This is a genomic window from Lysinibacillus sp. FSL W8-0992, assembly GCF_038008685.1.
GTDB lineage: Bacteria > Bacillota > Bacilli > Bacillales_A > Planococcaceae > Lysinibacillus.
Window position 1 is genome coordinate 2071516 of sequence record NZ_JBBOZQ010000001.1, and the last position, 21754, is coordinate 2093269.

Annotated in this window: 24 protein-coding genes; 17 read left to right on the forward strand and 7 right to left on the reverse strand. The window is 37.8% G+C overall.

The genetic code is table 11. The features are described from left to right. Nucleotides 1-10 precede the first annotated feature (10 nt). From NSQ74_RS10230 to NSQ74_RS10250, 5 genes are read left to right on the forward strand one after another with little or no spacing between them, the layout of a single operon-like run. Nucleotides 11-289 (forward strand): glutaredoxin family protein, encoded by a 279-nt coding sequence (locus NSQ74_RS10230; protein ID WP_340823117.1) that lies wholly within the window; start codon nt 11-13, stop codon nt 287-289. 16 nt (nt 290-305) lie between these two features. After that, entirely contained in the window at nt 306-1130 is an 825-nt protein-coding gene (locus NSQ74_RS10235; protein ID WP_340823118.1) for a transporter substrate-binding domain-containing protein, read from the forward strand. A gap of 26 nt (nt 1131-1156) precedes the next feature. Beyond that, nucleotides 1157-1858: an amino acid ABC transporter permease gene (locus tag NSQ74_RS10240; protein ID WP_340823119.1), complete on the forward strand. Its 702-nt coding sequence runs from the start codon at nt 1157-1159 to the stop codon at nt 1856-1858. A gap of 12 nt (nt 1859-1870) precedes the next feature. Continuing rightward, on the forward strand, nt 1871-2578 hold the full coding sequence (locus NSQ74_RS10245) for an amino acid ABC transporter permease (protein WP_340823121.1): 708 nt from the start codon (nt 1871-1873) through the stop codon (nt 2576-2578). A 55-nt stretch (nt 2579-2633) separates the two neighbouring features. Then, a complete protein-coding gene (locus NSQ74_RS10250; RefSeq protein ID WP_340823122.1) occupies nt 2634-3146 on the forward strand; it encodes a GNAT family N-acetyltransferase in 513 nt (170 codons plus the stop codon). A gap of 58 nt (nt 3147-3204) precedes the next feature. Here the strand turns inward: NSQ74_RS10250 and NSQ74_RS10255 are convergent, their stop codons facing one another. Beyond that, nucleotides 3205-3813, reverse strand: a complete 609-nt coding sequence (locus NSQ74_RS10255) for a hypothetical protein (protein ID WP_340823123.1) — start codon at nt 3811-3813, stop codon at nt 3205-3207. Beyond that, nucleotides 3810-4445: a hypothetical protein gene (locus NSQ74_RS10260; RefSeq protein ID WP_340823124.1), complete on the reverse strand. Its 636-nt coding sequence runs from the start codon at nt 4443-4445 to the stop codon at nt 3810-3812. The genes NSQ74_RS10255 and NSQ74_RS10260 overlap by 4 nt, the downstream gene beginning before the upstream one ends. A gap of 236 nt (nt 4446-4681) precedes the next feature. Between NSQ74_RS10260 and NSQ74_RS10265 the strand changes: the two genes are divergently transcribed. From NSQ74_RS10265 to NSQ74_RS10285, 5 genes are read left to right on the forward strand one after another with little or no spacing between them, the layout of a single operon-like run. Then, nucleotides 4682-5314: a hypothetical protein gene (locus NSQ74_RS10265; protein WP_340823126.1), complete on the forward strand. Its 633-nt coding sequence runs from the start codon at nt 4682-4684 to the stop codon at nt 5312-5314. Next, complete coding sequence (locus NSQ74_RS10270; protein WP_340823127.1) at nt 5314-5916, forward strand: hypothetical protein; 603 nt, start codon at nt 5314-5316, stop codon at nt 5914-5916. The genes NSQ74_RS10265 and NSQ74_RS10270 overlap by 1 nt, the downstream gene beginning before the upstream one ends. Next, nucleotides 5913-7049: an ABC transporter substrate-binding protein gene (locus tag NSQ74_RS10275; RefSeq protein WP_340823129.1), complete on the forward strand. Its 1137-nt coding sequence runs from the start codon at nt 5913-5915 to the stop codon at nt 7047-7049. The genes NSQ74_RS10270 and NSQ74_RS10275 overlap by 4 nt, the downstream gene beginning before the upstream one ends. 14 nt (nt 7050-7063) lie before the next feature. Continuing rightward, complete coding sequence (locus NSQ74_RS10280; RefSeq protein WP_340823130.1) at nt 7064-8065, forward strand: FecCD family ABC transporter permease; 1002 nt, start codon at nt 7064-7066, stop codon at nt 8063-8065. Then, nucleotides 8062-8877, forward strand: a complete 816-nt coding sequence (locus tag NSQ74_RS10285; RefSeq protein WP_340823132.1) for an ABC transporter ATP-binding protein — start codon at nt 8062-8064, stop codon at nt 8875-8877. Before NSQ74_RS10280 ends, NSQ74_RS10285 begins: the two co-directional genes overlap by 4 nt. Nucleotides 8878-8980: 103 nt before the next feature. Here the strand turns inward: NSQ74_RS10285 and NSQ74_RS10290 are convergent, their stop codons facing one another. Next, nucleotides 8981-10360 (reverse strand): FAD-binding oxidoreductase, encoded by a 1380-nt coding sequence (locus NSQ74_RS10290; RefSeq protein ID WP_340823134.1) that lies wholly within the window; start codon nt 10358-10360, stop codon nt 8981-8983. Between the two features lie 77 nt (nt 10361-10437). After that, a complete protein-coding gene (gene sspI, locus NSQ74_RS10295; RefSeq protein WP_340823136.1) occupies nt 10438-10647 on the reverse strand; it encodes a small acid-soluble spore protein SspI in 210 nt (69 codons plus the stop codon). A 236-nt stretch (nt 10648-10883) separates the two neighbouring features. Between sspI and NSQ74_RS10300 the strand changes: the two genes are divergently transcribed. Together NSQ74_RS10300 and NSQ74_RS10305 are read left to right on the forward strand one after the other, a co-directional pair. Beyond that, nucleotides 10884-11408: an RNA polymerase sigma factor gene (locus NSQ74_RS10300; protein ID WP_340823137.1), complete on the forward strand. Its 525-nt coding sequence runs from the start codon at nt 10884-10886 to the stop codon at nt 11406-11408. A 212-nt stretch (nt 11409-11620) separates the two neighbouring features. After that, nucleotides 11621-13777 carry a putative bifunctional diguanylate cyclase/phosphodiesterase gene (locus NSQ74_RS10305; protein ID WP_340823139.1) on the forward strand — a complete coding sequence of 719 codons (2157 nt, stop codon included), beginning with the start codon at nt 11621-11623 and terminating at the stop codon, nt 13775-13777. 122 nt (nt 13778-13899) lie between these two features. Here the strand turns inward: NSQ74_RS10305 and NSQ74_RS10310 are convergent, their stop codons facing one another. The 3 genes from NSQ74_RS10310 to NSQ74_RS10320 form a co-directional block, all read right to left on the reverse strand. Then, nucleotides 13900-14091: an H-type small acid-soluble spore protein gene (locus tag NSQ74_RS10310; protein ID WP_340823141.1), complete on the reverse strand. Its 192-nt coding sequence runs from the start codon at nt 14089-14091 to the stop codon at nt 13900-13902. 13 nt (nt 14092-14104) lie between these two features. Then, a complete protein-coding gene (locus NSQ74_RS10315; protein ID WP_172772364.1) occupies nt 14105-14263 on the reverse strand; it encodes a YfhD family protein in 159 nt (52 codons plus the stop codon). A 168-nt stretch (nt 14264-14431) separates the two neighbouring features. Then, on the reverse strand, nt 14432-15838 hold the full coding sequence (locus NSQ74_RS10320; RefSeq protein WP_340823142.1) for a LysM peptidoglycan-binding domain-containing protein: 1407 nt from the start codon (nt 15836-15838) through the stop codon (nt 14432-14434). A gap of 176 nt (nt 15839-16014) precedes the next feature. Here NSQ74_RS10320 and NSQ74_RS10325 point away from each other — a divergent pair, with 176 nt between their 5' ends. The 5 genes from NSQ74_RS10325 to pheS all read left to right on the forward strand — a co-directional run bounded on the left by NSQ74_RS10325 (nt 16015) and on the right by pheS (nt 21745). Next, the gene (locus NSQ74_RS10325) at nt 16015-17364 is read left to right on the forward strand and encodes an FAD-binding oxidoreductase (protein ID WP_340823144.1); all 1350 of its coding nucleotides are present in this window, start codon (nt 16015-16017) and stop codon (nt 17362-17364) included. Between the two features lie 163 nt (nt 17365-17527). Continuing rightward, nucleotides 17528-18322: an alpha/beta fold hydrolase gene (locus NSQ74_RS10330; RefSeq protein WP_340823145.1), complete on the forward strand. Its 795-nt coding sequence runs from the start codon at nt 17528-17530 to the stop codon at nt 18320-18322. 28 nt (nt 18323-18350) lie between these two features. Further along, on the forward strand, nt 18351-19340 hold the full coding sequence (locus NSQ74_RS10335) for a sensor domain-containing diguanylate cyclase (protein ID WP_340823146.1): 990 nt from the start codon (nt 18351-18353) through the stop codon (nt 19338-19340). Nucleotides 19341-19431: 91 nt separating this feature from the next. Continuing rightward, nucleotides 19432-20196, forward strand: coding sequence for a TrmH family RNA methyltransferase (locus tag NSQ74_RS10340; protein WP_340823147.1), 765 nt, complete (start codon nt 19432-19434; stop codon nt 20194-20196). Nucleotides 20197-20707: 511 nt separating this feature from the next. After that, nucleotides 20708-21745 carry a phenylalanine--tRNA ligase subunit alpha gene (gene pheS / locus NSQ74_RS10345; protein ID WP_340823148.1) on the forward strand — a complete coding sequence of 346 codons (1038 nt, stop codon included), beginning with the start codon at nt 20708-20710 and terminating at the stop codon, nt 21743-21745. Nucleotides 21746-21754 lie beyond the last annotated feature (9 nt).

Here is a 21754-nt window from a genome sequence, read left to right on the forward strand (position 1 = left end):
AGGAAGGAACATGGCAAAAAAGATAGATGTAGTCGTTTGGTCAAAGCAAGGCTGTAGTTATTGTGATGAAGTAAAAGTGTATTTACAAGAGTTGGAAATTCCGTATAAAACAGTTGATGTCACACATAACGATGCTTTTCGGGACATTTTACAAGCAAAGTATGGCGTACGTTATGTACCTATAGTAGAAATTGGGTCAAGTGAAGATGGTGTGTACAAAGCTGTGACAGAAATAGGGCTTGAGCATGTCAAAACAGCACTTGCTATTGATTTACCATCAAAAGTATAGAAAAGAGGGAGATTTTATGAGGAAACTAGCGCTCTATATAACTTGTGTGCTTACGTTATTTTTAACGGCTTGCTCAAGTACTGAAAAATCTCAGGTAGGTACTAGTGACAACGCTAAAGCACAAAGTAAAAATGACGTTCAAACGATACTAGTTGGCACAGGCACACAATTTCCGAATATTTGCTTCCTCGATGAAAAGGGGAAGTTAACAGGCTATGATGTCGAACTTGTTCGAGCGATTGATGAAAAGCTACCTGAGTATAATTTTGAATTTAAAACGATGGAGTTCTCGAATCTATTACTAAGTTTAGAAACGAGAAAAATAGATTTAATCGCACATCAGATGGAAGTTAATCGTGAGCGTGAGGAAAAGTTTCTATTTAACAAGGAGCCTTATAATGTATTCCCATTACAAGTAACAGTGAATGCGAAAAATAATGATATACAATCAATCGCTGATTTAAAAGACAAAAATGTTACTGTCTCACCAACGAGTAACTCTGCAGTCTTTATTGAGCAATACAATAAAGAGCATAATCTAGGGATCAACATTGTGTATTCCTCTGGTTCAGTGGATGTTAATAATCAACTTGCAACTGGTCGTATTGATGCGATAATTACGACACCATTTGCAGTGAGATACTATAACGAAAGCAATGAAGCCCAGCAAAAAGTAGTAGGAGAAGCACTTTTAAACTCAAAAGTTTACTTCCTACTGAACAAGGATGAAGTGACATTACAGGAACGTATCGATGAGGCAATTCGAGAGTTAAAGACGGAGGGAGTCATTAGCGAGCTTAGTAAAAAATGGCTAGGTGATGATTACACTGTAGACTTCTAGACGACATAGGAGAGGGAGAAGGAAGTATGGCAAATGATTTTGACTTGATGCTAATAGCGAATGTACTTCCGATATTGCTTCAATATTTACCCGTAACACTTGAAATTTTAGTATGCTCCATCCTTTTTGGGATGTTACTTGGAATTGTAGTAGCTATACCAAAGCTACTGCAAATACCTATTTTGAAGCAAATCGTCACGGTATATATTTCATTTATTCGTGGCACGCCTATTTTAATACAGTTGTTTTTAGTGTTTTATGGCATTCCAGCAATATTAAAGCTAGTTCATATTGATGTTACAAGAATGGATGCTATTTATTTTGTTATGATAACTTATACATTCAGTAATGCTGCAGCGTTTGCTGAAATTTTCAGAGCAGCTATATTAACGATTGATAAAGGACAAATGGAAGCGGCGTTGTCAGTTGGCTTAAATCGAGCACAAGCATTTTGCCGTATTATACTACCGCAGGCGCTACGTGTTGCTTTTCCAAATATGTCGAATACAATGATTAGTTCGTTAAAGGATACTTCCTTGGCATTTTCAATTGGTGTAATGGATATGGTCGGTCGGGGAGAAACGCTTATTGCTTCGACGACACGGGCCTTAGAAATCTATTTGGCACTTTCAGTTGTTTACTATTTTATTGTGTTGCTATTAGAAAAAGTATTAAAACGCAATGAACGCTATCTTAATCGTTATATGAAAGAAATAGCGACGAGCTAGGGGGATTTGATAATGACGATAGATGTAGCATTTATGATAGATGCGTTGCAGGAAATTATTAAGGTGTTGCCATTAACCTTGTTTATGACTATTACACCTGTATGTTTAGGTATAGTAATCGGTATAGTCGTAGCCTTTGTTCGGATACAACAAATAAAAGGTATAGCACCATTATTAAATTTTTACGTATCCTTTTTTAGAGGCACACCGATTATTATGCATATTATGTTAATTTACTTTAGTGTACCAATTGTTGTGGATACAATCGCGCATATGTTGAAGCTGGATTTTCATTCAAATACTATACCTATATTATTTTTTGTATTACTGGCTTTGACGTTAAGTGCGGGTGCCTACGCTTCGGAAATTATCCGATCTGGTATTTTAAGTGTTCCAAAAGGTCAATTGGAAGCAGCGTATGCTGTAGGAATGACGTTTTCACAGGCAATGCGACGCTTGATTTTACCACAAGCTTTTAGTAAATCGATACCTAATTTTACAAATGTCTTTATTGGCTTTTTACATGCGACTTCTTTAGCGTTTTTTGTGTCAATTAAGGAATTAACAGGCGCTGCAAATATTGTAGCTTCAGTTAATTTGAAATTTTTAGAGGCATTTATAGCAGTCGGATTAATTTATTGGAGTGTTTCGATTGTCGTTGAATGGATTGCCCATCTAATAGAAAAAAGAGTGACGGCTTATAGTAAGGGTAGCGTGTAGTTGTGTTTAAATAACCCCGACAAATAAAAAAGAAGAATTGAAAGGAGTGTTGTCTATGGCAGTAGCAGAAATTGTTATTGAACATTTACGACAAGAAGATTATCCAGCTTATTTGGAAGTGCTTGTGGAGAGTTATGCGCAGTATGAGAAGGATTATAAAGATCCAGCACATTGGGCGCAATATTTACAAGATATTCGGGCATCAGTTGGAAATCCGAATGCCGAGACGATATTAGTCGCAAAGCGTGAGCAAGAAATAGTAGGAGGATTGCAGTTATTTACAAACTCTGAAAAAGCATATGGTCTTCCTGAACTTGGTATTGAATCAACAATTGTACGTTTATTAGCAGTTCATCCTAAAGGGAGAGGGCAGGGCGTAGCCAAAAAATTATTAGAAGAAAGTTTTGCTTTTGCTCGCGAGCGTCAAGATCAGTCTCTGTATTTGCATTCAGGTGATATTATGCAAGTTGCAATTAATCTGTATTTATCACTAGGATTTGTTAGAGACGAGTCAAAAGAGTTTTACAAGGGCAATATATTGGTGAAAAGCTTTCGTTATGATTTGTAAAAGAAAACCCGCTGATAAGCATGTTATCAGCGGTTTTTTTGTTTAAGTGAGACTGACCTTAAATCGTTCCATATGCAAGGTAAGGGAAAAATCCTTCGAAAAACCGTTCAGTTGCGGGCATGAAATAGGAACCAAAGTGAAAATCGGGATCAAGCGTTGTAACAATCCATTTTCCAGCAGTTGAATGTGCATCTATATAGAGCACAGCTCCACCATCTTCTGTAGCAATTAAAATATCAGCATGCTCAGGCGGCCAAAAAACGCCATGTTGATGCCAAGTGCAATCTGCCAATGAGAGATAGCCATTGAATAAAGAATGCGCTGGATTTTGCAGTACTAAACCACTAGAAGCATCTTTATCAAGCCACCACCAGAAGTTTGTTATGCGTTCTTCACAATGTTGCGCAGGAATCCAATTCCATGGTTGTGGTCCAAAAGCAACGATTATGCCACCATTTTCTGCAAATGCGTGGATTTTTTTAACGCTTGCTAGCAATAGCTGATAGTTTAATTGGGAGGGGACGATAAGCACATCAAGGTCGTCAATATCGGTTTCTAAAAAATCTGGATGGTAAATTAGCTTTGTAATATATTGATTGAACTTTGGTTCGTGGAACGTACGGTAATGGGATTCATGCCCACTGTATATAACCCCAATTTTTCTCATTGATCATTGTCCTCCTTTAAAGCTTGTACCTCAGTTTCAAGCCAGGCTAGAAACTGCGGGCGAATGCGATCGGTAGATTTGTTTTCACCTGCATAGCCAAGCAGTTCACGTCCTGCGTGAACTAAAATCGTCCCATTTGTTGAAAAGCGGTCAATGTATGTAACTGGCTTACCATTGGCAAACGTTAATAAAATCTCAGCGTTTGCTGGTGCATGATTATAGCCGCGTGCAAAAAAGCCTGCAACCCCTTTTTTAAATGTCATATCTTCAGTTAAAACGCCCTCGAAAATAGCTGAGTGCTCCGTTGGAAAGACTTCATAATCTTTGAAATTTTGAATGTGTTGGGGCATAAATAGGCCACTGCCTGGCAACCATTCTCGGAATAAATGCCCACAGTATACAACTATTTTTTTGTTTGCTAAAAATGCTGCAATTTTTTCACGTTGTAAATATAACCATTCTTGGTCAATAAAATTTGGAATAAAGAGTACATCTACTTCGTCCAAATCAACCAGTGGGAAATCATATTGATCCACGATTTTTGCTTCATTACCTGTATCTTTCTGCATGCGACCATTGACACCAAAAGCATGTCCTGGATCTAGTTTTAGCATTGTAAATGGAATGCTCATAAACATATCCTCCTAGTAAAATAATTAAATATCCAATCATTTTTTGGTAATAAATAATATTAAAAAAACATTTAGAATGCTATGTAAATATTGTTTGACCAAAAATATGTTGCGAATATTAGAATTTTATAAAAAGCAAATTGACATTGAGAATCATTATCAATATACTGTAATATATATTCTATTGCAAATGATAATCATTTTCAATATATTTTCAAAAGAAAGTAGGGAATGCTTTGAAACCAATTGCGTATATTGGTATCGATATTCAATTTGCCAGGTTGTCAGACGAGGATCGCAGACGCGGACTGACATTTTTATATTTATACGATTTGCCGTATGCAGATTTACGTGCTTACGCGGGCCTCATTATTACGAATTTAGTAGAGGAGCAGTTTTTGTTAGAGCATAAAGCGATGCTAGAGCAGTATTTAAAACAGGGTGGCGTAATTTTTTCGCTAACTGAGACATCATTACCTTGGTTAGTAGGTGTGCCTAACTGGAAACGTTCACCAATTCCATTGAAGGATCGTGAAATCGTTATAAAAGATCCTGCCCATCCATTATTTGCGGGAATTGATGCATATGACATTAACTATCGCAAAGGTGTTAGGGGCTTTTTCTCACGTGGATATTTTGAAAAAATTCCACTGCATGCAGAGATTCTTGTGACTGATCAAAGTGGAGCAGTCATTATTTATGTAGATCATGAATCAACAAATGGAACAATTTTTGCTGGTGCAGGAACAGATATATATCGTGTGTTCATTGACGAGGATAATACCGCTCGTCAATTAAGTGTGCAAATGCTTGCATGCATTCGTGCGGAATATGCACGCAATCAAGCGAAAGGAGCTCAAATACAATAATGATTGGGATTGTCACAAATGGACTACCATTTCAAAATCGCTTTTTTGCAGAGGAGGAATTTCATTATTTATATGATGATATTTTACATATTCGAGAGCTGCATCGGTATGATTTAGCAAATTACGATACGTTAATTTTATCTTGCCGTTTAGATATTCCTCATTTAAAACGTTATCAATCACAGCTTTTAGCGTTCATTGAATCAGGTAAGCGGCTCATTATTTTTGGTGAAATTTTGGATAATTGGTTTCCTACGATTGATTGGCAAGATTCTGAAGTGAATTTTAGCTGGTGGGTGCGAGATGGTGGAGACTTGCCAATGACAGAGCAAAATATGACACACCCATTGTTTAAATACGTAACACTCCGTGATTTAAAATGGCATTATCATGGCTCATTTTTACCGCCAGAAGGTGCACAGTCTTTACTTGATATTCCTGATGGTCGCTCACTATTTTATGTAGATAATGTAAGCTTTAACGGAGAATTAGTCGTAACAACACTTGACCCTATGTTTCATATAGGACTAGGTTTTATAGATCAATCAAAACCGTTTTTACACGGTATAGCAAAATGGCTAAGAGAGGAAGAAGGACAATGAAAAAATACGGATTTCTAGCAACATTAGCATTAGCGGCGATGCTAGCAGCTTGTGGTGATAAAGATGAGGAGGCAGTAACAGAACAACCGTCTGAAACTTCTGATGTTCAAACAACGGCTGAAGAAAAAGTTGTGACAGACCAACTAGGTAGAGAAGTGACAATACCCGGAAAAATTGAACGTGTCGTGACAGGAGGGATATTGCCATATTTCTCTACATGGTATGTAGCGACAAACTCTACAAAAGAGATAGTGGGTATGCATCCAAATTCGTATAATGCTGCGAAAAACTCTATCTTAGCAAAAATTTCACCAGATGTGTTAAATGCGAAAACGTCATTTATTCAAAATGGTGAAGTGAATATTGAGGAATTATTAAAGGTAAATCCCCAACTGTATGTAGAAAATGCGACAGACGAAAATTCTATTAATAAAATTACTGAAGCGGGTATTCCTGTTGTTGGGGTACAAACAATTGATGCAGCAGCTGCTGAACCATTAGCAACTTTCAATAGCTGGCTAACATTAACGAGCAAAATAACTGGAACGACTGATCGTGCGGACCGTTTTTTACAAGAGGGCGAAAAAGTGCAGTCTGAACTAGATGCCAAATTAAAAGATGTAGCAAAAGAGGACAAGCCACGTGCATTAATTTTATTTATGCATAATGATAAATCGATTACGGTAGGTGGTAGCAACTTCTTCGGCAATCAATGGCTAAACGCAACAGGTGCGATAGATGTTGCTGAAAAGGATGTACAAGGAAGAAAAGAAGTGAATATGGAACAAATTTACTCTTGGAATCCTGATATTATTTACATTACAAACTTTACGGAAACACAGCCCGAAGATTTACTTGAAAATAAAGTTGATGGACAGGACTGGAGTCAAGTAAAGGCAGTGCAAGATGGAAAGGTTTATAAAATTCCATTAGGTATATATCGCTGGTTCCCACCAAGTGGCGATGCACCATTAATGCTAAAGTGGATGGCTCAAAAAAATCATCCAGAGTTATTTACGTATAAGATTGAAGATGAAATTAAAACGTATTACAAAGATTTCTATGAATTTGACGTAACAGATGAGGAAATACATGATATATTAAACCCTTCTTCTGACGCGGCGAAATATTAAGGATTGATTGTTAAATGAAGAAATGGATTATTGCATTGCTATGGTTGCTACCGATTATGGTAGCAATCATTTCACTCGGTGTTGGTCGATTCGAAGTAGGTCTTGACCATATTATAAAAATTTTAACATCACAAGTGTTCCCAATTGAACAAACTTGGACAAAGATGGAAGAAACAGTTGTGATGAATGTTCGTTTACCACGTATTTTGCTCGCTCTTCTAATTGGCGGAGGGTTAGCGATAGCGGGTGCAGGCTTCCAGGGTATGTTTGGCAACCCGTTAGTTTCGCCAGATATTTTAGGTGTTTCAGCAGGTGCAGGTTTTGGTGCATCATTAGGTATTTTATTATTTGGCCAAAATTTTTCGGCACAAATAATGGCACTTCTTTTTGGTTTAGGCGCTATTGGCTTTACATTTTTAGTAGCAGGTGCAAAAAAGAATGCACCTATTTTTATGTTTGTATTGGCGGGTGTTGTAACGTCGGCACTTTTTAATGCCTTGATTTCCCTTATAAAATTTGTGGCAGATCCAGAGGAGAAGCTACCGGCAATTACATATTGGCTATTGGGGAGTCTTGGCACTGCAACCTATAAAGATTTATATATTGGTGGCCCATTAATTTTAATAGGTATTCTGTTACTCTATTTACTGCGTTGGCGATTAAATATTTTAACATTGCCAGAGGATGAAGCAAAGTCAATGGGTGTTCCAGTCGCGCGTTTAAAATGGTTCGTTATTTTTGGTGCAACACTTATAACAGCGGCATCTGTAGCTGTGGCGGGAATTGTGGGCTGGGTTGGTTTAATTATTCCACATGTTGCACGCATGCTTGTCGGCAATAACAATCAATTTGTTCTCCCAGTGTCTGTTGCAATCGGTAGTGTGTATTTATTAATTATCGATGATTTAGCACGCACATTAACAGCGACAGAAATTCCTTTGTCCATTTTAACAGCGATTATCGGTGCACCATTCTTTGCTTATTTATTACGTCGTTCAGGAGGTGGTTGGGGATGAACATAGAAGTGGTCGATGGCAATTACTATTATGAGAAACGTCGCACAAAAATGCCTAACCTATATGCGAAAGATATTAATTTTACATTAGCATCAGGCGAAATAATGGCTATTCTTGGACCAAACGGTGCAGGGAAAACAACGATGTTAAAGTGTATTACAGGTCTTCTCGATTGGAAAAAAGGCAAGACGATGATTGATGGTAAGCCTCTTGCAACAATGGATCGTAAGGAATTGTGGAAGCGAGTAGGCTATGTGCCACAGGCGCATAAAATGGTATTTGGTTTTACAGTAGAGGAGCTTGTTGTCATGGGACGTGCGCCATATATTAGTACATTGGCTCAGCCTTCAGCTAAAGATATGGAAGCGGCTCATGTAGCACTAAATACAATTGGGATAATGCATCTTGCTAAAAAATCGTGTAATGAAATTAGTGGAGGAGAGCTACAGTTGGCTTTAATTGCCCGTACGCTCGTGTCAAATCCTGAAGTTTTAATATTGGATGAACCTGAATCACATTTGGATATACAAAAGCAAATTGTTATATTGCAAACGATAAAGCGCTTATCAAAGGAGCGAGGTATTTCTTGCATCATTAATACTCACTACCCAAACCATGCCTTTTACCTTGCAGATCATGTGTTGATGACAGCGAAAGAAAAGGATGTTATATATGGCAATGTTCAAGAGGTAATGACTGAGTCTCGGATGAAAGAATTTTTCGGTATAGAGCTAAAAAAAATAATTTACGAGGAAGAGGATTATTTTGTCGAAACGATGGTTCCTCGCGCACTAGGCCAGAATGTAATATGAGTGCCTGGCACCTTTAAGGAAAAACACGGTCCCTACCATAGTGGAGGAGACCGTGTTTTCATTGGTTATGGAATGAATTGCAATTGAGAAAAATTCCTCGCAACTATAAGTTGAAAATTTTCCCTGGATTCATTATGTTATGCGGATCGAGTGCTGCCTTAATGCTCTTCATTACGAGTAACGAGGCACCATGCTCCATCGATTGATATTTCATTTTGCCAATACCTACACCATGTTCACCGGTACAAGTTCCTCCGCGAAGCAGCGCATATTGCACAATATGCTCATTAAAACGGTCAGCTAGTGCCCGTTCGTGTGCATCAGTGGGGTCTAACATTAACAATGCATGGAAATTTCCATCTCCGACATGTCCGACAATCCCTCCCGCTAGACCGACGTTGTTTAGCTGTTCACGGGCATACAATATCGTTTCAGCCAATTTCGAAATTGGAACACAAACATCCGTTGACATAAGCTTTTTCCCTGGGTACGCATGAATATATGCATAGGCCAATGAATGTCGTGCCTCCCATAGCTTATTGCGAGCTGCATTGTCTTGCTCAAACTCGACAGACGTACAGCCGAAGTCCTCAAAAATTTCTGTAGCAAATTCAATATCTGCTTGCATACCTGCATCATTACCGTGGAACTCTAAAAACAGTGTAGGTTTTTCATCATAAGAAGTTTCATTATAAATATTAGCTTGTGTAATAGAAGCTTCATCGACAAGCTCTACACGACCAATGGAAATACCAGCCTGTAACAATGCGGCAACTGCACTGACAGCTTCGCCAACTGTTTCAAATACAGCACGGCCCGCAGTTACAAATTCAGGAATACCATATACTTGCAATGTCAGCTCTGTAAAGCAACCTAATGTACCTTCTGAACCAACAAATAAGCCATTCAAATGATAGCCCGAAGATGATTTAGCTGCTAAGCTTCCAGTATGAATAACGGTACCATCTGCAAGTACAACTTCTAAATCACGCACTTGATCGCGCATAACACCATAACGAACAGCTGTAGTACCACTGGCATTCGTTGCTGCCATTCCTCCAAGTGTCGCATCTGCTCCTGGATCTACCGTAAATTGAAGGCCGTGTTTTTTAAATTCTTTATTTAATTGTGCACGAGTCACACCCGGTTGCACTTTAACGAGTAAATCTTCTGGGCGAATATCTAAAATTGTATTCATTTCAGAAAAATCGATAGAAATACCGTTGGCAATCGGAATAGCATTTCCTTCTAAACTTGAGCCAACGCCAAATGGTACGACTGGTATAAGATTTGCATGTGCGATTTTCATGATGGCACTAACGTCTCCTGTAGAACGTGGAAACACTACTATATCTGGCAAGTTCATTGCATGATGGGATTCATCTTTGCCATGTAGCTCTCGTACCGTCTCGTTTGTTGACACCTGCTCATCTGATAATACCTCTCTAAGTTGATTTACTATTAGCTCTACTGCAACAGTCATTCCAATCCCTCCAAACTTTCTGATAAATCTAATTTATCATGCGATTAGTGGAAATGGAATGTACTGTTTATAAAAAATCAGTGTGCAAATACTTTTTCTAGCTTTTGTACGAATGCATCTTGTTCATCTGTAGACGATTGTTGCCACCATTTTTCGAAAAATACGCCTAGCCCTGGTAGTAAATGCTCTTCACCACGTGAAATGGCATCTTGGACTATATCCTTAAATTCTGCTGCTGATTGACCATGGACATTTGCCGTAATGGCATCTCTTATTTGAAAATTCATCTATTTCGCCTCCTTAGTCATAATTTGTCCACTGAAATTAGAAATATGTATAAAAATTAATGCAAAACATAGGAATTTTTTAAATTCTCTCGATTTTTGCTTAAAATTTAGACAGAAATTCATGCAAATCTTTAAAGATTTATTGTAAAAGGGGCATTCGACGTGCTTTCTATCGCAAGTTAAGCTAATAACACCTAGGAATAATGGACTGTGCACAAGTCGTTAGGAAAGTATCAGTGTCATTTGAAAAACATACACAAATTCTTTCGCCAGAGCAGCCATTTGAGGAAATATTAGAATTGGTACAGCCGATGATTACCTCCATTTTAGTAAAGTGCCATATTTACAAAGACTTTGAGTATTATCGTCATATTGCAGCTATTGCCGTGTGGAAAGCTTACGAAAATGCTGATCCTTCGAAGGGGCAATATTCTGCCTATATTTATACAACAGTGAAAGGAGAAATTTTGAAAGAACTCACGAAAGAAAGGCGATTTCAAGACAATATATCATTAGTGGCGGATGACACCTTGAACATTATACGTTGTCGTGAGGAACAAATAAATCGACTAGAAGAGTGCTCATTAGTAGAAAAAATAATGAATCAGTTAAAAGAGGAAGAAAGAAAGATACTGCAACTTTATTACCTAGAAGGTTATAGGTATGAAGAAATAGCTAAAGTACTACAACTATCAGTCGCCGCAGTCAAAAAAAGACGCACTAGACTAATGAAAAAACTGCGTAGTCACTTTTGTCAATAAACTAAATTACTACTAAAAGATAGTAAAAGTATGCTAATATCAAAATAAATTGAATATTAGCATACTTTACTAATTGCATACAAAGTCCAATTAAAATGCTATGATTTGTAAGAAGTCAAAGAAATATACAATTTTAAGGCCTTCGAAAATAATATGTAGGTATAGATACCTATCTATTTTGATTGTGTATATATTGATATGGAGGGTTAGTATTGGAAAACGCGCGTAATCATTTAATTATAGATAAAAGGGAGCTATGGTATAGTGCGATACCGCTGCTTCTATTGATACCTCTATTAGCTTTTAATAATCAGCTTATTACTATTTTTATAGAAGGAAGTATCGTCGATTATTTAAGATTGATTATGAAAATATTAATTGTTGTTTTTACGATGACAATCGCCATTCATTCATGGCTAGTATTTTCGCATTTATTAATTAATCATACATTATACATAGGCAGTGTTTTTTTCCTTATCGCTTTGCTAGAGATTTCTAATATTGTCATATCAGTCCCGCAAAATTTAGACACTGTATTATTAGGCGTCTGGATACAGATTTTAATGCAGATTGCATTAGTAATAGGTATCCTACTTATGATTATAAAGCCTAGAATAAAGTTAACATTGGCTCACCGTAGGGTAGCTTATGGAATCGCCCTTTTTACTGTTACCATTATGCTTCTTATTTTATATAAGGCACAGCCATTGCTTGAAAATAGTTCTCCGATAATACCACATACAGTCCAATTATTGACTGGGATGATCCAAGGTGTTTCTATCTATTTTTTAAGCAAGCATTATAGAAGTGCGCCGAAACAGGTGCTATGGCTCATTAGTGGGTCAGTATACTTAATTTTAAGCGATCTTTTGTTTGTTTTCAGCAAAGACTACAGTGCGATTTGGATGTTTACCGCTCTACTTTACCAGTTTTTAGCTTATTATGTTTTCTTAAAGGCGATTTACTATACTTCTGTGGAAAAACCTTATCTACAGCTATTGAAAATTAAGCAAGACCTGGAACAATCGCAACAGGAGCTAACTTTTCAAGCTTATCATGATGATATTACCCAACTGCCAAATGAGCGTCTTCTGCTGAAAACATTAAAGGAGGAGTTGCATAAGGATGGTAAATGTAAGGCAGTTATTTCTATTGAAATTGACCGTCTTGCAACCATTAGCGACTCCTTAGGTATTAGCAATTCCAATAAAATGATGAAACTTGTAGCGGAAAGGATTCAAGCAATGCTACCTCCGCATTATTTTGCAACAAAGTTACGGGAAAGCCAATTCGTTATTTATGTTAATCATGTACAAACACATGAAGAACTAATACAGTTTTGTCTGAACTTAAAAAGTGCAATGGATAAGCCACTACAAGTACAGCTTTTCTCATTAAAAGGTAATGTGAATATAGGCATTGCATTCAATGAAAAATATTGTTCTGCTGAAGAATTATTGATGCATGCACAGCTTGCAATGCGTGAAGCAAGCCAAATACCGCAACGTTTTCTTTTTTATAAAGAGCATATGTCAACTGGCGTGACAGATCGTATATTACTAGAGCAGGAATTACATAGAGCACTCGAACAACAGGAATTTTATTTGGATTACCAGCCTCAAATAAATTTGAAAACAGGGAGAATTGAATCGGTGGAGGCGCTTGTGCGTTGGCGTCATCCAGTTCGTGGCTTTATTCCACCAGATAAGTTTATAGAGATTGCCGAGGAGTCCGGTCTAATTATTCCTCTTGGTAAATGGATACTAGAAACTGCATGCTTGCAAGCGAAGGCGTGGGAGGCACAAGGTCTACCTAAAATGAAGGTTGCAGTTAATTTATCGCTTGGGCAATTATTTCAGCAAGATTTAGTGCAAATGGTGAAGGAGATTTTACAGCAAAGTAAGCTTGAACCAAGCTATCTTCAGTTGGAAATAACCGAAAGTATGACAATGAATATTGATCAAATGACCCAATTATTACATGAATTAAAAGGACTAGGAATTCAAATAGCAGTCGATGATTTTGGGACAGGTTACTCGTCCTTGTCATATTTAAAAGAATTTCCAATTGACTGTTTAAAAATCGACCGCGCTTTTGTACATAATATCCAGCATGACGCTAATGATGAAGCGCTCGTTTCTATGATTTTGTCTATGGCTAAGCATTTACGTCTAAAGGTTGTGGCTGAGGGGATAGAAGAAGTTGCTCAACTGGCATTCCTTATTGCAGGCGATTGCGATTATATACAAGGTTATTTATTTAGTAAACCTATTACTGCCGAGCAGCTGACTGCGACGTTTAAAGATTTACATGTTCATGCTGAACAGATTTTAGAGCAGTTTAAATGCGGTGAAAAATATCACATTTAATGCACTGAGTGTAAAGGAATAAAAGGCAAAATCCGCTTTGACTTAAGTTGGGACAGCAAATTTGGATGTAATATGCTGGCCGACAAAAGTACAATGCGGATTTTTTTAGGTTGGGGTGTTATTTAATGAACGAGGTATTCTTCTTTTAGCTCGGAAATCGTAACTTCAGAGCGTTCTTCTAGTGAGCGTCGTAAATGAACGGTTGCTGTTTTGCCATCTTCATGTAGCTTATCAATCCATACAGAAACGCCATTATAGCTCACTTCATATTCCTTTGGAGAGGCAACAATTTCTTGTGCGCGTAAATAATCCAATCGAAGACCCTCCTTATTTTTTTTGCTTGTTTTTCGTTACGGAATTAATAAGCTCCGTAAATTCTTGAGAAAATTCTTCTTTTACTTTGTTTGGTGCAATTTTTTGGTTTTTTGGCGTCTGCGGTAATGAACCTTTGTTATTGCTTTGCCCTTGCTTATTATCTCTTCCCATGTTTGTATGCTCCTTTCGCTTTAATATTTCTTAATATGGCTTCGAATTGATATTTTTATCAAGGGAAAAACTAGGGAAACATAAGAATAACATGTAGCAATGCAAAAAAAATGAGTGTATATGTTTACTTATGAAAGGTCGAGTTTAGGTAAATGATAAGTGCAATATTTATTTCTTTATTGAAAAATTATTATCTAATAGTGCCCAGTTTTGTGGGAAAGGAAAACCTAAAGCCCAATAGCTAATACCACGGAGATTATATTCCTTTGTTAGGTCGAACTTAGCTTGTGCGCTTCTTGCATCTTCAAACCATACTTCATGATTTTTTCCTTGCTTGTCAACATAGCGAAAATAAGGGGATTGTGCCGTTCTGTCATATTGGATAGTTGCTCCATATTGTTGCGCTCTTGCCACCGCTTCTTGCGGGCTAAATGTTTCTGCTTCTTGACCTTTCACGTGTGGAACGAGCCAATCACGTGCATAAATTTGGAAGCCTAAAAATATTTTATTAGCAGACATTACGGTTAGAGCATATTCTACAACTTTCCTCATTTCATTAATTGGAGAGATTGCCTGCGGAGGTCCAAGTCGATAGCCCCATTCATAAGTCATCAGTATAACAAAATCTGCAATTCTTCCATGTGCCTCATAATCATATGCTTCATAAGTTGACCCTGCTGGAGATGGACCTGTTTTTGGAGCAAGTGCGGTTGATACTAAATATCCTTTCGGGTGAAGGCGATCAACTGCTAATTGAAGGAATTGGTTATAGTTTTCTCGATCAGCGGGTAGGACATTTTCGAAGTCTACATTTAGTACTTTATAGCCTTTATCGTCCATGACTTTTAAAATATTATCGATAACTTTTTCTGATAATTGCTCATTCGATAATATTACATGGGTTAAGTTGGATCCAGTTTCTGTTGATGTGAAGTTCGTAACGGTTAACATCGGTATAATATTTTGAGAATTAGCAGCATCTAGCATTGCTTTGTCGTTCAAAGGTTCTAATGTTCCGTCTGCGTTCATCAAATAAGCAAACGGACTAAAATAAGTAAGAAGATAGCCCACTGCATTTAGTGACTGAACAGCTTCATCGGGTGTTTGGTACGTATAGGCATTTACTTCAACGATAGGTTTCGTTCTTGGAATAACTAAGTGTGAACCGACATAAATCATATTGGGGTTTGTAATATCGTTTTCCTCTATAATGGCTTGAACGGTTGTACTATAGCTCCTAGCAATTTGTGATAATGTCTCGCCAGCTTCCACAATATGAATAATTGGAGGAATGATTAGTTTTGTTCCAGGTGTTAAAACATCGGGATTTGTAAGATGATTTACTTGGATAATGGATTGCAATGACACGTTATATTGTTGGGCAATGGACGACAATGTTTCGCCTTTTTTAACGGTATGCGTTGTAAAAGAAGAAGGTATAACGAGCGATTGTCCAATCACTAATTGATTTGGGTCAGGTAAAGCATTCAATTGAATAATAGCACTCATTGGTGCAGCATAGCGGTTCGCAATTTGCCAAAGTGTTTCACCAGCGCTTACCACATGTATTAACATTCGGACTCCTCCTAAATAGGTTTTGTTAATGCATCATATGTAACCAAATATCTACCTAATGATGAAATGTAGTGTAATTTTTAATTGTTTCATCATTCAATACTCATATTTTTTTCTTATTCGTTATACATAGTATAGTACGTGCGAATTGTATCATTTGAGAAAGGAGCTGGACGTTGAAGAAAGTAAAGCTCACAGGAAGAATTGTTAGTCCAGGTGATCCAGATTATGACGAAGCGAGAACAAATAATAATTTAAGTCTGCCGAAATTCCCGAGTAAAATTGTCTTCTGTCAAAGAACAAAAGATGTAATCAATGCTTTAAGGTGGGTCAGGGAAAATAATGAAGATTTTCGAATAAGGAGCGGGCGACATCATTATGAAAATTATTCCTTAGTCAATAACGGTCTAATTATAGATGTGAGTGAAATGAACAACATCACAGTTAATTTGGAAGATGGAACTGCTCGAATTGAGGCTGGTGCTAATCTGGGAAAGGTATACCGTACATTATGGGAGCATGGTATGACAATCCCAGCTGGAACCGAAAGTAGTGTAGGGATTGTTGGCTTAACACTAGGTGGTGGTATTGGCATGCTATCCCGTCCTTTCGGGCTTACTTGCGATCACTTGATGGAAATTGAAATGGTCAGAGCGAGTGAACATCTAGGAGCCGAGCTAATCCAAGCAAGCCGACAGGTGAATAGTGATTTATTTTGGGCTAGTTGTGGCGGCGGTGGGGGCAATTTCGGTGTTGTTACTGCCCTTACGTTCAAGCTTCAACCAATTTCAGACGTTACACTTTTCGCTATCGTGTGGGAGTGGGATGATTTTGAGATTGCTTTTGATGCTTGGCAAAAATGGGCGCCATTTACGGATGAACGCATAACTTCACAAATAGAGCTAAAATCACAGGAAGTAGGCGAAATTGTGGTGCAAGGTTTATTTGTTGGTGTGGCTTCTGAATTAAAAAAGCTTTTGCGGCCTTTAAGGAAAAGTGGTTCACCTACGGAAGTGTGGATAAAAGAAGTACCGTACATTAAAGCAGTACGATTTTTTGATGTTGCAAGTGGCAATCAACCAGCATTCCGCAAAAGATCAGGTTCCTTTATTGAAAAGCCTTTTCCGCATGTGGCAATTTCGAAAATGAAACAATTTTTAGCAGATGCCCCTAATAGAAATGCTAGCATCTGGCAACAGTCGCTAAGAGGTGCTGTAGGTCAGATTGCATCAAGCAGAACTGCCTATTATTATAGAAATGCGCTAATTGCCCAAGAATATATCACTTCATGGGAAAATCATGAAGATGAAAAGGAAAATGTGCAGTGGGTTGAGGATATAAGAAGGACATTATCTCCTTTTACAATGGGGGATTATGTGAATTTTCCAGATCAATCTATTCAAAATTGGCCAACCGCCTATTATGGACGTAATTTTAGACGACTAAGAGAAGTGAAAACCAAATATGATCCTTACAATGTTTTTACATTCCCTCAAAGTATTCCAACGATTAAAAAGTGGATGTAATGCTAGAACAAGTTTTTTAGAATATCGTTAGATGGAAAGTAGAGTGCATAGAAAATTAGCATTCTACTTTTTTGTTTAGTTCACTATTATTATTTCCTTGATAATTATTGAAAGCACAGTCAAAATGGAGATATTACATATATTTCTAGAAGGGGTAAATGCGATGATGGATGTTATGGAACGCAATAATGTGAAGATAATTGGAAAAGGGAAGCAGCCGATCCTTTTTGCGCATGGATTTGGTTGCGACCAAAATATGTGGCGCTATATTACGCCAGCTTTTGAGGAGCATTATCAAATTATTTTGTTTGATTATGTTGGTTCAGGTAATTCAGATTTAAACGCTTATCAATCCGAAAAATATCAGTCTCTTCAAGGGTACAAGCAGGATGTTTTAGACATCATTGAGACTCTTGGACTGCAACAAGTCATTTTTATTGGTCATTCGATTAGTTCAATGATTGGTTTGCTTGCATCCATTGAACGCCCTGATTATTTTGAAAAACTAGTGATGATTGGCCCTTCGCCACGGTATTTAAATGATGGAAATGGCTATGTTGGTGGATTTGAGCTGAGTGATATTACAGAAATATTAGATATGATGGAAATGAATTTTTCAGGCTGGGCTAGCTTTCTAGCGCCGATTGCCATGAATAATCCTGATTCTCCAAAACTAACAATAGAGCTTGAACAGACTTTTAAATCTGCTAACCCAGTTATTGCAAGGGAGTTTGCCGAAGTAACGTTCTTATCAGATCATCGAGGCGACTTAATAAAGGCTAGTGTTCCTATTTTAATTATGCAATGTTCGGATGATAGTATAGTTCCAATTGAGGTTGGTGAATATTTGCACAACCATTTAAAAGCAAGTACGTTTCGATTGATGACTGCAAAAGGTCATTATCCTCATATTAGTCACCCAGAGGAAACGATTCAGTTAATTACACAATTTCTGTAATGGAATATGAAAGGATTATGAATAATTCATGGATAAACGATTGAACTATGCACCTTGTGGATTTATTGCCATTACGCATGATGGAATGATGATAGAGGTGAATCAAACCTTTCTGGAGTGGATGGGTTATGAACGGGTGGATTTATTACACCAGCATATTGAATTGCTAATGTCCAAGCCGAATAAGATGATTTTTCATTCTTATTTTTACCCAACTATAAATCTTAACGATCGTGTAGAAGAACTGTTTATCAGTTTAAAACATTGCAATGGTACAGCTGTTCCTTTTCTATTGAATGGCAGGAAGTATTTGGTGGAAGAGACTGAATGTATTGATTGTATTTTAGTACCGATGAAAAAGCGCATTGATTATGAGTTAGAATTACGCTCAGCGAAAAAGCAACTAGAGGCTGCTTATTTAGAAAAGGATCAGGCTTTAGCTAAATTAGAGCAACTGCATTTGGAAATTGGGAAAAAACAAGATGAGCTATTAAACATCAACGCTACATTAGTAGAACTATCCGTTACTGATAAGCTAACAGGATTGAAAAACAGAAGATTTTTTCAAGAGCAGCTTGAGGAGCAGCTAGCTATATTTCACGAATCAGCAAAACCATTCTCTCTTTTAATTTTAGATATCGATCATTTTAAAAAGGTAAATGACACATTCGGACATCAAGTAGGTGATGAAGTCCTTGCCCAATTGGCACAAATTTTAAATGCCCAAGCTCGTCAAGGTGATGTAGTTGCTCGTTTTGGTGGGGAGGAATTTGTCATCATTTTACCTGAAACAGATGTGACTACTTCGTGGACTATTGCCGAGCAATTACGTCAAGCTGTTGAACAGGCACAGTGGCAAACTGGTAGCATCACAATCAGTATCGGTATTGCAACAGTAACTGAAGAGGATACCGATTTGACGATTTTGAAAAAGGCTGATAAAGCTTTGTATGTATCGAAGGAGAATGGAAGAAATAGAGTAAGCACTTTTGAGTACCAGACACCCAAACAATTCTGACAATTGCCTACATTTTGCTGGACTATGTAATTTGTTGTTTTCTACTGTATAATAATGAACAGTAAATAGGAAAAAGGCGGTACGAAAGACGATGAAGAGAATAGAATCTACGCAAAATGCGTTAGTGAAATATTGGAAAAAATTAGCGACTACTCGAAAAGAGCGTGAGCGTTCAGGTGAGTTTTTAGTTGAAGGCTTCCATTTAGTAGAAGAAGCGTTGAAAAATAGTGGTCAAGTGTTACAGCTAATTGTGCGTGAGGGCGTTGATTTACCTATGCTATGGCCAATTGATGATGTCGCAATGGTAGAAGTGACAGCAGCTGTTGCAAAGGAATTTGCAGAGACTGAGACATCACAAGGAGTCTTTGCAGTTTGTAAGCAGATGACGGTAGAGCAAGATGTAATGGTTTCTTGGCGCAAGGTTCTTTTAATCGATGCTGTACAAGATCCAGGAAACATTGGAACAATGATTCGAACAGCGGATGCAGCTGGTTTGGATGCGGTTATACTTGGCAAGGGCTGTGCAGATCTTTATAACCCGAAAACACTGCGTTCTGCGCAAGGATCACATTTTCATATTCCAGTGATTCGTGGAGAACTAGAAGATTGGATTGATATGCTTCAGGAAAATGGTGTGCCTGTATTTGGAACAGCACTTGATGAGGATGCTGTCGTTTATAATGATATTCAGCATACGGGTGCTTTTGCTATAATGATGGGGAATGAAGGAAGTGGCATTAATCCGCAGTTATTAGCAATGACGGATCAAAATATCATTATTCCTATTTTTGGACAAGCAGAATCATTAAATGTCGCTGTTGCAACAGGTATTGTTTTATATGGGTTTGTAAAATAAGTATTGTCTTACACATATTAGACAAGTCGATATCGCCGATAAAACGCTGGCAATCGCCGATAAAACTACGGCAATTGATCATAACACAGCAGCAAGCGCCGATAAATCAAATCATATTGCAACAAGGAACAGATGCCCCTTGCTTTGAAGCGGCGTAATAATGTATAATCACATTTAAATTGTAATTAAGTATATTGAAATGCTTTGACCGGGAAGTAGTAAAGATTGTGAATGGACGACAGGGAGCGTAGGCCAGAGATTGAGAGCCAGCGCCGAACCAATGCAATTTTGAATTCAGCCTGCGAGCAGCTACCGGGACCAGCAAGTGAAAATGGCTGTAAAGGTATGCCGGCTTCAATCGAGTCGTTATGTCAATGAAGTGATTGTGCGGAGTTAATCGTGCAATAACTAGGGTGGTACCGCGAATATGTCCTCGTCCCTTTTTTGGGGGCGAGGTTTTTTTGTGCCATTTGTGCAGGCGGGCACTTATATGAACAAGGAGGTTTTACACATGGAAGAGCAATTAAAGCAATTAGAGCAAGAAGCGCTAGCGAAAATTGAAGCAGCAGCAAATTTAAAAGAATTAAATGATGTGCGTGTCGCTTATTTAGGGAAAAAGGGGCCAATTACAGATTTATTAAAAGGCATGGGGAAACTATCGGCTGAGGAACGTCCGAAAATGGGTGCTTTAGTTAACACAGTTCGTGAAAATGTCACTGTGGTGCTAGAAACAAAAGTAACTGTTTTAGAAGAAGCAGCTATTGCTGAAAAATTAGCAAGTGAGTCGATTGATGTTACATTACCTGGCCGTGATATTAAAGTAGGTAACCGTCACCCATTAACACGTGTTATCGAAGAAATTGAAGACTTATTTATCGGTATGGGTTACGAAATTGCTGAAGGACCAGAAGTAGAAAAGGATTACTATAACTTTGAAGCTTTAAACTTACCAAAAGGTCACCCTGCGCGTGATATGCAGGACTCGTTCTATATTTCCGAGGAAATATTATTACGTACTCATACATCACCAGTACAGGCTCGCACAATGGAAGCAAAAAAAGGCGAATCCATTCGTATAATTTGTCCAGGGAAGGTATTCCGTCGTGATAATGATGACGCAACACACTCTCACCAATTCATGCAAATTGAAGGTTTAGTAATTGGCGAAAATATTCGTATGAGCGACCTTAAAGGAACGTTAGATACGTTAGCGAAAAAAATGTTCGGTGCTGATCGTGAAATTCGTTTACGCCCAAGCTTCTTCCCATTCACAGAGCCTTCTGTAGAGATGGACATTTCTTGCTTCAAATGCGGTGGCTCAGGCTGTAACGTATGTAAAGGCACAGGTTGGATTGAAATTTTAGGTGCGGGTATGGTACATCCAAATGTGCTTGAAATGGCTGGTTATGATCCGAAGAAAGTTTCTGGTTTCGCATTTGGTATTGGTGCAGAACGTATTGCTATGTTGAAATATGGTGTCGACGATATTCGTCATTTCTATACAAGTGATACACGTTTCTTATCACAATTCGAGCGAACAGAGGCGTAAGGGGGACTA